This is a genomic window from Microbulbifer mangrovi (genome assembly GCF_002009015.1).
Taxonomy (GTDB): domain Bacteria; phylum Pseudomonadota; class Gammaproteobacteria; order Pseudomonadales; family Cellvibrionaceae; genus Microbulbifer; species Microbulbifer mangrovi.
On sequence record NZ_LZDE01000339.1, the window covers coordinates 1 to 11,909 of the forward strand.

At 58.7% G+C, this 11,909-nt stretch carries 9 protein-coding genes; 3 read left to right on the plus strand and 6 right to left on the minus strand.

Going from position 1 to position 11,909, the window contains the following annotated elements:
* Positions 1-732 (minus strand): aldehyde dehydrogenase family protein (locus tag B4U49_RS15310; protein WP_143735692.1); only part of this gene is annotated, 732 nt, incomplete at its 3' end.
* Positions 733-972: 240 nt separating this feature from the next.
* Here B4U49_RS15310 and B4U49_RS15315 point away from each other — a divergent pair.
* Positions 973-1,896 (plus strand): helix-turn-helix domain-containing protein, encoded by a 924-nt coding sequence (locus B4U49_RS15315; RefSeq protein ID WP_078085480.1) that lies wholly within the window; start codon positions 973-975, stop codon positions 1,894-1,896.
* A complete protein-coding gene (locus tag B4U49_RS15320) occupies positions 1,874-2,947 on the plus strand; it encodes an SH3 domain-containing protein (protein ID WP_143735693.1) in 1,074 nt (357 codons plus the stop codon). Before B4U49_RS15315 ends, B4U49_RS15320 begins: the two co-directional genes overlap by 23 nt.
* A gap of 67 nt (positions 2,948-3,014) precedes the next feature.
* Here B4U49_RS15320 and B4U49_RS15325 read toward each other — a convergent pair whose 3' ends face one another.
* Positions 3,015-3,758, minus strand: coding sequence for a glycine zipper 2TM domain-containing protein (locus B4U49_RS15325; RefSeq protein ID WP_158078639.1), 744 nt, complete (start codon positions 3,756-3,758; stop codon positions 3,015-3,017).
* A 167-nt stretch (positions 3,759-3,925) separates the two neighbouring features.
* On the opposite strand from B4U49_RS15325, the gene B4U49_RS15330 reads away from it, so the two are divergent.
* Positions 3,926-4,615 (plus strand): glutathione S-transferase, encoded by a 690-nt coding sequence (locus B4U49_RS15330; protein WP_078085483.1) that lies wholly within the window; start codon positions 3,926-3,928, stop codon positions 4,613-4,615.
* Between the two features lie 13 nt (positions 4,616-4,628).
* Here the strand turns inward: B4U49_RS15330 and B4U49_RS15335 are convergent, their stop codons facing one another.
* The 4 genes from B4U49_RS15335 to B4U49_RS15350 form a co-directional block, all read right to left on the minus strand.
* Positions 4,629-6,494, minus strand: a complete 1,866-nt coding sequence (locus B4U49_RS15335; RefSeq protein ID WP_078085484.1) for an amidohydrolase — start codon at positions 6,492-6,494, stop codon at positions 4,629-4,631.
* A gap of 58 nt (positions 6,495-6,552) precedes the next feature.
* Entirely contained in the window at positions 6,553-8,664 is a 2,112-nt protein-coding gene (locus B4U49_RS15340; protein ID WP_078085485.1) for a Vgb family protein, read from the minus strand.
* Between the two features lie 94 nt (positions 8,665-8,758).
* Positions 8,759-10,228: a serine/threonine-protein kinase gene (locus B4U49_RS15345; protein WP_078085486.1), complete on the minus strand. Its 1,470-nt coding sequence runs from the start codon at positions 10,226-10,228 to the stop codon at positions 8,759-8,761.
* Positions 10,229-10,370: 142 nt separating this feature from the next.
* Entirely contained in the window at positions 10,371-11,903 is a 1,533-nt protein-coding gene (locus B4U49_RS15350) for a cryptochrome/photolyase family protein (RefSeq protein WP_078085487.1), read from the minus strand.
* Positions 11,904-11,909: the final 6 nt, after the last annotated feature.

Consider the following 11,909-nt stretch of genomic DNA (forward strand, 5'->3'; position numbering starts at 1 on the left):
CACGGCGGTGGAGCCGGTAAAGGCGATCTTGGCGATTCGGTTGCTGCTCGCCAGCGCCTGGCCGGCTTCTTCGCCGATGCCATTGACGATGTTCAATACTCCCGCGGGCAGCAGGTCGCCGATCAGTTCTATCAGCACCAGGATGGAGGCCGGGGTTTGTTCTGCGGGTTTCAGTACCACACAGTTGCCCGCGGCCAGTGCCGGTCCCAGTTTCCACGCGGCCATCAGCAGCGGGAAATTCCACGGGATGATCTGGCCCACCACGCCCAGCGGTTCGTGCAGGTGGTATGACACCGTGTGCTCATCCAGCTCCGCCATGCTGCCCTCCTGTGAGCGCAGGCAACCGGCGAAATAACGAAAATGATCCACGCACAGGGGGATGTCGGCGGCGATGGTCTCGCGCACGGCCTTGCCGTTGTCCCAGGTCTCTGCCACCGCGAGCAACTCGAGGTTCTGCTCCATGCGATCGGCAATCCGCAACAGAACATTGGCGCGCTCCGCGGCTGCGGTCTTGCCCCACGCGGTCTTGGCGGCGTGTGCGGCATCCAGCGCCAGCTCGATGTCTGCGGCGCCGGAGCGCGGCACCTCGCAGAAGGCCTCGCCGGTGACCGGGGAGATGTTTTCCATATAGTCGCCTTCCACCGGGGCCACCCATTCACCGCCGATAAAGTTTTCGTAGCGCGGCTTGAAGTTCACCAGCGCGCCGTCCTTTCCGGGTTGTGCATAGATCATCGCTTTTTTCCTCTTGGGAATAGTTATTTTGTTGTTCTGCTCCCTCGGGCGTTGTTATCTGCCAGTACCGGGAGTAGTCTTTCAAGTCGGGTCAACGCCCGGCTTTTTTGGTTTGAGCAATGAAAAAATAGGGCTTTCGGGCAGTGCAGGCTTTCCTCTGAGTACAGATCACTTGATCCTGAATCCAGAGACCCGCCACAGCACGAAAGAATCAGAGCAACAATAACTAAAAAGAAATCCATGACTGGAATGGCTATCCGCGGTCGAGAAAATCCGCGGGAGCTGGTGGAAAATCGCGTCTCGTTCGCAGGCCCCAGCTCCGAACTCAGTATCTACGATACCTACCTGCCCGCAGAGCGGGTCGGGCTGTCCTCCGGCGAGCTGCTGTATTGCGGCATGATTAGCGGTCGCAAGATCATGCACGCGGCGAAAAATTACCGCGCCGAATTTCTTCCCCAGGAATCTTTTGTGATGGCGCCCGGGGAACAGGTACATATCGATTTTCCCGACGCCCGTCTGGAAAACCCCACCTCCTGCCTCACCATCGAAATCGCCCGCGAACGGGTGGAAAGTATCTGCGAGAAACTGAACGGCACGCAGACGGTACAGACGGAATTCGAGGACTGGCGTTTTCGTCCGGATAACCTGATCCATACCCAGCACAGCCAGGCAACCCAGGCGCTATTGCAGCGGCTGGTGACCACCTTTACAGAGAACTCCAGTGACCGGGATTTCTTGGTGGATCTCGGGGTGAGTGAATTGGTGGTGCGTATGTTGCGCGAGCAGATGCGCACCTTCCTGTTGAAGGTCTGTGAAAATAATCCGGAAGTAAATGGCCTGGGCGCGGCGCTACACCAGGTTCAGTCGAGGCTGGATCAGCCGCTGGATATCGATCATTTAAGCCGTATCGCCTGCATGAGTCGCAGCCGTTTTTACAGCGAGTTTAAAAAACACTTGGGGTGTACCCCGGCGGAGTTCCAACAGCACCTGCGTATGCAGACGGCGAAGGAACGGCTGAAGCGAGGGGAGACCGTGACGCGAGTATGCTTTGACCTCGGTTACCGCCATCTGAGCCATTTCAGCCGTCGCTTTCATCAGCAGTTTGGTATCAGTCCGAAGCAATTTCGCGAGTCGGTAACCAGTGTCCGACCTGATGAGTCTTAATGTGCGAAAAAAACAGAGGCAAAACTTTATCCAATTCACGTCTTCTAAAATTCGAAAATCTTTACGGAAATATCTCGCCTTATTTCTGATGGTTCCGGTGATTGGATATGGAAGTACACTAGAAGAAACCTCGTGGCGCTTGTCTGAATTTCGCTCGATGAGTGACAAGATCGGTACGCTGAAGCCTGAGACGCCACGCAGTGTCCAGATTCGATTCGGCGCCGATGGCACTGTGAGCATGCTCCTCGATTGCAACCGTGGTAGCGCAACCTGGAAGGTCAAACCTTCGACGGACTCTTCCAGTGGCCAAATCCAGTTGGGCCCTGTGGCTGCAACACTTGCGCTTTGCCCCGGTAATAATCTGGGTGGCAAGTTTGCGAAAGAGGCTCCGATGTTACGGGGATATGTGATCCGCGATGGCCGACTCTCGTTGAGCCTGATGGCAGATGCGGGAATCTACATATTTGACCCGATTCCCCCCAAAGCGAGTGTCGAGAATGGCGGACCGCGAGTATGGGAGGTGACAGGTGCTCCCTCCGGGCTGAATCTGCGATCAGAGGCCTCTACCTCTGCCAGTATTTTGGGCCGCTTCGCCAATGGCGAGCGTCTCGATAATCTCGGCTGTGAAACGAATGATGGACAGCTCTGGTGTCAAACACAGCGGTTTGGCGGTGGTCCCGTTGGCTACGTAGCCGCAGATTACCTGACGCCCGCGATAGCCCCCAATGGATCCATGCCCGCAGGTACTGATAACTCTGCACTGCGTGCGGGTAAAGGGGAGTTCGATGCCACAGGCAAGGTCCCCTGCGGCGATCAGTGGTGTGATTTTGGTGTGGCGCGAGCGGGTGGTGGGTTTGCCACGGTGGTGATCACTCGTCCGGACGGCCAGAAGAGGGCGCTTTTTTTCAGGATGGGGGTCGCGATGGGCGCCGATACTGCGGAAGCGGAGGGGGATCGAAAATTCAATGTGGAACGGGTGGAAGATAATTATCTGATTCGCGTCGGGCCGGAGCGCTACAAGATTCCGGACGCGGTGATCTTTGGGGGATAAAAGGAGTCGTGTTTAGTGTCCGCAGCCACGGGCAGTGGCTGCGGCACTTGATAACCTGGCCGTAGGGTCAGCCGGCGGGAACCCAGCTGCCATCCGCGCGGCGGCAGGCAAAGCTCTGGGTGCTCTGGTTGTCGGCAGAACCGTACACCTCGGTGGTGAATGAACGGCAGTACTGATCGCCGCGACGCTCGAAGGCACCGGGGGTTACCGCGTAGTTCACGTTGTTCTGGGAATTCTGCCAGGTAACGCGTTCGCCCTCGGGGGCAAACTCCAGTACCTGTCCTACACACGCCTGGTTGCGCTGGTCCATCTGGCGACCGATCTTGCCACCCACCAGAACGCCGGCGATGGCGCCACCAATCGTGGCTGCGGTGTTGCCGCGGCCGTCGCCAATCTGGTGTCCGATCACACCGCCAATCAGGCCGCCCAGTACGCTACCGACCTTGTCGCTGTTACAGCGGGACACGGTGGTGTGCTGGGGCGGCGGTGCTGGACGCCACTCCGGGCGGTATTCCGGTTCCGGGGCCCGCTGGTCAAACCAGGGCGGCAGTACCACCACGCGGGTGCCGTGGTCGTGGTGACGGTGGCCGTAGTCGCGGGGCGCCCGGCATTTACGCTCTTCCTCATAGTCGCCATTGCGCTTCCACTTGCGCTCCACCTTGCAGTTGCCGTCCCAGTATTCTTCCTTGTGCTCATACCGGTGATGCTTCTTGTGCTTCTTCCAGCCGCGGCCTTCGGGCGGTTCGGCGAAGACGCTGGTGGAGAGAGCGCCGCACAAAAGGGCGGCGACGGCGGTTGTGAGGTATTTCATGGCTGGGTATCCCCGCTCATTCATTGTTCAGTGTTTGATGAATGGCATGAATCCTAACAAGTGTCGTCTGAACGGACAGTGAATGCGTCTACGTTTTCGTGGCGCGGGCCCTCGCCATCTAAGCTGCGTGTATCGGCCGAGGGTATGGGAAAGGAAGGGGTGGCGGGATGCCGGAATACAGACTCTACTACTGGGACCTGCCATTTCGCGGGGTCTTCATCGAGATGCTCCTGCACGAGGTGGGGGCCAGCTACCAGCGGCGCGATGCCGCTGAGCTCTACCCGGACAAGTGTCTGAAGATGCAGAACCCGGGCATGGCGCCGCCCTTCCTGTACGACTGCGCGACCAAGAAGACCATTGCGCAGATGCCCGCGATCCTGATGCATCTGGCGCGGAAGTATGACTATCTGCCCAAGCGCACTGAGACCCAAACCCTCGGGCTGAAAACCATCCTCGATTGCAACGACGTGCTGATGGAGATCACCAACTACAACGGCATGCAGATGTGGGAAAAAGAGGCCTGGGAGCAGTTCCGCTACGCCCGCCTGCCGGACTGGATGCAGGTATTCGAACAGACCGGCCGCGCGCACGGGCTCAAGGACGACAAGGGGTTTCTGCTCGGCTCGAGAATCTCCGTTGCCGATATCGCAATCACCGCGCTGTTCGGCACCATGATCCATGCATTCCCGTCACTGGAAACTGATCTCGGAGAACATGCACCGAAGATCGCTGCGCTTTGCCGCCGTATCGAGAAGCGGACAAGGATTGCCGGGTTCCTGGCACAGCAGCGGGAGCACTGGGGACGCGGTTACTGTGGCGGCCAGATCGAGCGCTCCCTGCGCAAGATGTTTGATTGATGGCGCTCTTCTATCAGCGCGAACTTGGCGATACCTGCTCGAGCGCTTGCAGTATTAAACCGAGGGCATCGTTAAAGCACCCGTCGCCATGAAGGTGATTGTTTTCCCGAGCAGATTTATGGCGATCAACAGAACCCCGCAACGTGAGACCGAACATGGCGGGTGATGGCGCTGCTGCGGATTGTTCGCCGCGCCGGTATACCAGTATGCCTTCCTTGTAGGTTTCCAGTATCTCCAGATCGTCCAGCTGTTCCTCCGGGACCGTTAACGGGTTTTCCGAGAGTACGATCAGGTCCGCCAGTTTCCCCACTTCTATCGAGCCTTTGCGGTCTTCTTCAAAGTGCTGCCAAGCTGGCCACAATGTCATGGCTTTGAGCGCGGTGGCGACGGGAACGCGATGCTTTGCCCCAAGAATCTTTCCGCTGCGGGTGCGGCGGGTAACGGTGGCCGAGAGAACGCGCATAGAGTCCGGTAGTGCCACCGGCGCATCGTGGTGGGTACCAAACATCATGTTCTGTTCAAGGACCCAGCCGGTGGGGGAGATGTTTTCTGCACGCTCCGGGCCCAGCACCGATTCCCGATGGTAGTCGCCCCAGTAAAAGGTGTGCATCGGAAACAGGGAGGGAAAGATTCCCAGCGCCTTGATTTTGTCCACTTGATCCCGGCGCAGGGTTTGTCCGTGAATCATCACGGGGCGATTTTTCACCTTGGGGTATTTGGCCTCGGCCGCTTTTACGGCCTTGATCAAGAGATCAATGGCTGCATCGCCATTTGTGTGAACGATAATTTGCCAGTCGTGGGCATAGGCTTTGGCCACGGCGTCCATCGCCTGCTGATCGGTAATCGCCGCATAACCTCGGTAATCCTTGTCTTGCCCCGGTGGCGGTTTGAAGTAGGGCCTGGTTAACCATGCGGTTTTACCCTGCGGTGATCCGTCAATCGTTAGCTTGGCGCCACCGACTCGCAGCCGGTGGCGGTATTCCCGTTCCGGGTGTATGTCCGCGACCTCGAGGATATCGGGGTATACGACCACATCAATTTTCAACGCTCCGTTTTCTGCGACCCGTTTTAACGCATTGAGGGATGCTTGGGTGGCACGCCCCTCCTGCGCGGTCGTGTATCCAAAGGAGGCGAGCAGCTTGGTACCTTCTATGGCAAACAGATCATTTACATCCTTGTTCAGCGATTTTCCAAAGGCGCCGATAAGTTGAAAGAATGCATATTCTTCGGCAACGCCACTGGGCGTCTTGCCGTCAGCTTCGCGCTGGAACACTCCACCGTCCGGATTTTCCGTGTCGGGCGAGATACCGGCGATTTCCAGCGCTTTTGAATTGGCCACTCCAAGGTGCCCCGACTGGTGCACGATCAGAATGGGGATATCCGTGGAGACCTTGTCGAGATCCCGGCGCGTCGGGTGACGCTGTTCCGCGAGTTGTGAGTTGTCATAGCCGAAGCCGACGATCCAGCCGAGCTGCTTGACTGCTTTCTGGTTGGCGGCCGCCCAGTCCTGCAACAGCTTGATGAGCGAGGCCATATTCTTGCCATTGCCATCTGGAGGTGGCAGCAGATTGGCGGTAAGCGACTGGAAGCCGATCATCCAGGCGTGGCCGTGAGAATCGAAAAAACCGGGCAACATGGTTTTACCGGCCAGATCGACTTTCTGAGTGTCGGAACTCGCGCTCTTGAAAACCTCCGCACGTTTACCCACCGCGATAATTTTGCCATCCCTGATAGCGATCGCCTCTGCTTCGGGCTGTGTGTCATTGATGGTGATGATGGTGCCATTGTGGAATATGGTGTCCGCGGTTTCCGCAGCGGATGCTAACAGTGAATGCACTAAAAACAGAAAGCTGAGCGCCAGTTTCAGAAGATTATTCATTGGATTTCCCGGCCCGGTGTACTTCAATTTCCTCCAGTCTAGACCTGCGCTGGCACCATCAGAGTTTTCCCATCGCAAATGGCGGCTGTACAGGACCGATCAGCGGGGTTTTCACGGGTGCGGCGAGACCAAAAAAGACCACGGCGCCGTTACCGCCGAAGCGGGTGGACAGGGCTTCATCCGGTGTCTGCTTGAAGCCCTCATCGGGCCTGTCCCAGTTGTTCGCAACCCATACATTGCCTGCCGGATCCACCGCCACATCGGTGACGATCTGCAGGCCGCCGATATACCCGGACTTGGGTGAAATTGCCTGCCCGGTTGTAAACCCGGGTGGGCAGGTATCCGTGCGCACGCCGCACAACTGGCTGATGGACCTGCCGGTTGAATTCGCCACCCACACGTTGTCGTTGCCGTCGATGGCAATCCCCCAGGCGCCGATGAGGCTCTTGTTGCCGTCGAAGGTTCCCAGGGTTTTGCCATCGGGACCCAGCCATGAAACCGTGCCGCCCGGAAAGCGGGTAATGATTTCGTAAAGATCGATCCACTCCCTGGCGGCCTTCTGTTCTTCAGAGATCCCTTTCTTGTGGCTTTCCGCTTTGGCTTTGAGTTTTGCCTCGATAAACGCCAGCTTCTCTCTGCTTGTCGGGTGGCCGACGGTGTTCGCAACCCAGGCATTGCCGCGGCTGTCGATGGCAATGGCGCGGGGGGCGAAGCCTACTTTGAACTGCTCGGCCTTGCCCGGATCGCCGGTGGGGAAGCGCGTCACGGTGTCGCTGCCGCTGTTGGTAACCCAGATGCGATCCTGCTGGTCGACCGCCAGGTGAAATGGCGCCTTGAGCTCGAGTGCGTTATCCGTCGACTTGCCGGCACCGCCGAGAATGCGCCCCTTGCTGGCGTCGCCACCGGGCAGGTGTACGATCTGGTCGCGGCCGTTATCCAGCGCCCATATATCGCCAGCGGGTGTGGCGATAATGCCCTGCATGGCCCCCAGTTTGCCGTCGAAGTCATAACCGCTTTCCGGGGACAGGGGCTTACCGGTCAAATCGAATACCGAAATATTTTTACCCGCGAGACTGGTGGCCCAGACCTTGTTGTCAGCGGAAAGCGCAATACCGAATCCCGGTCCGTCGATACCACCACCGCGATAGCCTGTGGTCATGGGTGAGAGTGGTTTTCCATTCGGTGCGAGCTTGGAGAGGCCGCCGCCAAAGCCGGCAAAAATCGTCGATTGTGCCCCCACCAGAAAATTGTCGTCTGCCCACATATTGCCTTCGCGATCGATGGCAATCCCGCCCAGGGAATTGAGCCCGCCACCGGAATACACCAGCGAAAGTGTCCATGCACTGGGGGCGAAATTGAGATAGGGGATGATCGGTGTGTCGCGCCAGCGCTTGCCGGCGGGTACCGGGTAAAAACTGTCGAGCAACGCGAACAGTGGCTTTGCGTTGTGCCACGGGTAGCGGGCGATATTCTGCGCCGCGCTCAGGGTGTTGTCGGGTGCCGCACCACCCGGCGGTGTCGCCGCCGCAAACAGCTTCTGGCAGTTGCTTCGCGACTGCGCGCAGCCCGACAGCAGAATACTCAGGGTATTGAGCCGGGCTAGGGTGGGAGTCTGGGAGCTGTTCAGTGGATCCTGGATCACCGGCCCCAGCCCGCCGGTTTCCAGATTTACCAGGTTGGGAACATTGCCCGCGGCGATTTTCAAGCCGAGCGCGTGGCCCGCGAGTTGCTGTTGCTTGAGGAATTGCGCAGCGGTCCACACTGAGGCGATGGTGGTGCGTTCGTTGATAGTCACCCGCGAGGGTGGTTCGGTACCGAGAATCGCCATTAGCTGGAGCGCATCCCCGGGTGATTGCTGCGCAGTGGTTTGGCCTTCGCCGCCCACGGAGGTCACGTAGAAAACTCCCTTGTCGCTGTTGGCTGTGTCAGCGCGGAGCGTAAACCGGCCGTCGTTATCGGTTTTTGTCTGGGCGAGTTGCTTCGCGGGGCCCGGGCCTGCCCACCACAAGGTGACTGCCGCCGCAGACACGGGCTTTGCGAGCGCCTCCACTTTGCCTTCGATAGCTACCGCCGCAGAAACTCCGTTCGCAGTCAGTGTCGATACCATGGCGCATACCACGGTGAATACCAGAAGGCTGCGTTTTAGCAGCGCGAAACCAATACGCGTCATTATCCGTTCACCACCCCAACAGTGTATTGCCAAGTTATAGCTGTGTTGGGGTGCGAACGGGGAGGGGAGCGGAAATAGGGCGACAGTTTGTCGTTTAACCGTCGCCGTCGATAGTCTTACGGATCTTGCCGAACACATCGCGAATCAGTTTTTTCGCGGCGGGCATTTTAGCGTCGATTTCCGTACGCAGTTCCAGCAGCTCGGTGTTGTCCGGCTGGATGCCGAGGCCGGTATTGGTGTCGCGGTGGGCGCGGTCGAGGTCACCTTCCAGCACGTGGGCGCGGGCGCGCCGGGCGTATTCTGTCGCCAGCTGCTCGATACCCGCCAGCGCTTGCGGGTTGTCTTCATCCAGGACCAGTGCGGTGCGGTAGTAGTGCAGGGCGTTTTTGTCCCGCGGCTTGGTGAGGTTGCCGCGCTCCAGAGCTTCCGCACCACGGGTTACATAGTCCTGTACCTGAATCTCCGTGACCCGCTCCAGGCCTTCGTGCGCCTCGCGGTTGTCCTGCTCCAGCAACAGCACCTGGCGGTAGTAGTAGCGCGCGTTGTCCTGCTCCGGGGCGATCAGGCGGCCCTCTTCGAGCCCGAGTTCCGCCTGTTGCAGTAAACGATTGATCTCGCGTTCGGTTTCACTCTGGTAGGTGAGCGCGAAGACCGTAGCGATCACCGCCACCAGGCCGAGCGCAGGCAGCAGCAGGCGCGGCAGTTTCCTCGGCAGTAGGGATTGAAGCGGGCGCGCGGCCGCGGGGCGGGTCACGGTGGCTTCGGGATCGAGCAGCGGGTCGATAGCTGCCACGAGTTCCTCGCAGGACTGGAAGCGATCCTGCGGGCGTTTGGCGAGCATGCGATCCAGCAGCGGTTTCAGGTAGGCGAACTCTGCGGGCAGCGCCGGCAGTGCCTGCTGGATATGGTTGATCGCGGTGCTGGTATGGGTGTTGCCCTTGAACGGGTTGTGACCCAGCAGCAGCTCCAGCAGGATGACGCCGAGGCCGTAGATATCCGTGGTGACGTCCAGCGACTGGCCCTGGGCCTGCTCCGGACTGCTGTAGGAGGGGCTGCCCAGGCTGTGCCCGGCCATGGTCAGGTCGGAATTGTTGTCCACATCCTTGGCGATACCAAAATCGGTCAGCACCGCCGTGCCGTCCTTGCGCATCAGGATATTTGCCGGCTTCACGTCCCGGTGGATGATCCCCTTTGCGTGTACTACCGCCAGCCCCTGGGCGATCTGCCGGATCAGCTTCAGGATTGCGGCGGGTTCGCTGAAGTGCTCGCGGTTTTCGCTCAGGTCGCCGCCGTCGAGAAATTCCATGGCGATGTAGTAGTCGCCGTTGGCCAGTGTCGAGATATCGTGGATGGTGATGATGTGCGGGTTGTTGAGGCTGGCAATGAAATGCGCTTCGTTGATGAAGCGTTCATTGAACTGAGCGTCGTTGCTGTTACGCAGTACCTTGATGGCTACCTTGCGATTCAGGGATTCCTGCGTCGCCAGGTAGACCGAAGCCATGCCACCCTGGCCGATGGGGCCGTGTACCTGGTAGCCGGGAATTTGGAGGTTGGAGTGCGTCATAACAGCCAGCTTTGCCAACGCCGGCGCCCGCCTCGGGGAGAGGGGCTGGCAACCGGAGGGTCAATAGAAAGGCGCAAGGATACCGCCGCCATCTGGCGAAATAAACCGAAGGCACCACAGAGTGGGCTGTGCCTGGGGGTGGCTAAAATGCGTCCGGGTTGCGAATAATCTGCCTGGCCCGCGCAGAAAGCGCCTCCAGCTCATCGCCATCCATTTTATCCAGCAAGCTCAACATCATCGCCATACGCGGGTTGCCGTCGAAGTGCGCGCGCTTTTCCGCCAGAAAGTGCCAGTAAAGGCTGTTGAACGGACAGGCCTCGTCTCCGGTTTTCTCCTTGACCTTGTAGTGGCAGTCGGCGCAGTAATTGCTCATTTTCTGGATGTAGCTGCCACTGGAAATATACGGCTTGGTCGCCACCAGGCCGCCGTCGGCGAACTGGCTCATGCCGCGGGTGTTGGTGATTTCCACCCACTCGATGGCGTCGATGTAGATCCCCAGGTACCAGGCATCCACCTGATCCGGGTGCACCTGGGTAAGCAGGGCAAAATTTCCGGTGATCATCAGGCGCTGGATGTGGTGGGCGTAGGCGTGCTCGAGACTGTTGCGGATGGCGTGGTGCAGGCAGTTCATCCGCGTGTCGGCGGTCCAGTAGAAGTCCGGCAGGTCGTTGCGGTTCTGCAGGCGGTTGCAGCGGGCGTAGCCGGGCATCTCGCGCCAGTAAACCCCGCGCATATACTCCCGCCAGCCAAGAATCTGCCGTACGAAACCTTCCACCTCGTTGATGGATATGCTGGAGCGGTTGGCCTGCCAGTGCGCGATCACTGCCTGGATCACTTCCATGGGGTGCAGCAGCTTGCTGTTCATGGCAAAGCTAAGCCGGCTGTGGAACAGGTAAGCCTGCTGCGGGTCCATCGCATCCTGGTAATCGCCGAAGTGCACCAGCAGGTGCTCGCAGAAATAGCGCAAGACCTTCAGGCTGTCTTCCCGGGTAGTGGGCCAGTTGAATTGTTGCGGGTCGATATTGCCGAAGGTTTTTACCCCGCCCTGTTCAATACGCGCCAGGGTTTCGCGCACATCCTTGCGGAATCCCTTTTCGTGGGGTATCACCGGTTGGCCCTTCCACTTCTTGCGGTTGCTCTCATCGAAGTTCCACTTGCCCCCGCTGGGCTTTTCGCCCTCCATCAGCACGTCGTGCTTGCGCCGCATGTGACGATAGAAGCTCTCCATCAACAGGGTGTTTTTATCTTTGAAGAATTCCGCAAGTTCGTTGCGGGTAGTGAGGAAGTGCTCACTGTCAAAGGCCTCGCTGTCGATACTCAGGTCGTCTGCCAGTTGTTGCAGTTGCTGGTCGAGGCGGTATTCATCGGGCAGCTGGTATTCGAATTTCTCAATTCCGTACTTTTTGATCAGCGCGGCAATATTGGTACCCAGTTTCTGGGTATTTTGTTTGTCGTCCAGACGGTAGTAGACCACCTGCTTGCCGCGCGCGCGCAGCCAGTCGGCAAAGGCTTCCATGGCCTCAAAGAATGCCACTATTTTCTGGATATGGTGTTTGACGTAGTCGGTCTCCTGCCGCATCTCGGCGATAAAGTACAGGGTGTCTTTATCATCGTTGTGGTACCAGGAGTGTTTGTGATTCAGCTGATCGCCAAGGATCAGTCTCAGGGTTTTCAACGGAAT

Coding starts and splice junctions, on each gene's coding strand:
- B4U49_RS15315 (WP_078085480.1), top strand. CDS start 973: ATGACTGGAATGGCTATCCGCGGTCGAGAAAATCCGCGGGAGCTGGTG.
- B4U49_RS15325 (WP_158078639.1), bottom strand. CDS start 3,758: ATGAAATACCTCACAACCGCCGTCGCCGCCCTTTTGTGCGGCGCTCTC.
- B4U49_RS15330 (WP_078085483.1), top strand. CDS start 3,926: ATGCCGGAATACAGACTCTACTACTGGGACCTGCCATTTCGCGGGGTC.
- B4U49_RS15335 (WP_078085484.1), bottom strand. CDS start 6,494: ATGAATAATCTTCTGAAACTGGCGCTCAGCTTTCTGTTTTTAGTGCAT.
- B4U49_RS15340 (WP_078085485.1), bottom strand. CDS start 8,664: ATGACGCGTATTGGTTTCGCGCTGCTAAAACGCAGCCTTCTGGTATTC.
- B4U49_RS15345 (WP_078085486.1), bottom strand. CDS start 10,228: ATGACGCACTCCAACCTCCAAATTCCCGGCTACCAGGTACACGGCCCC.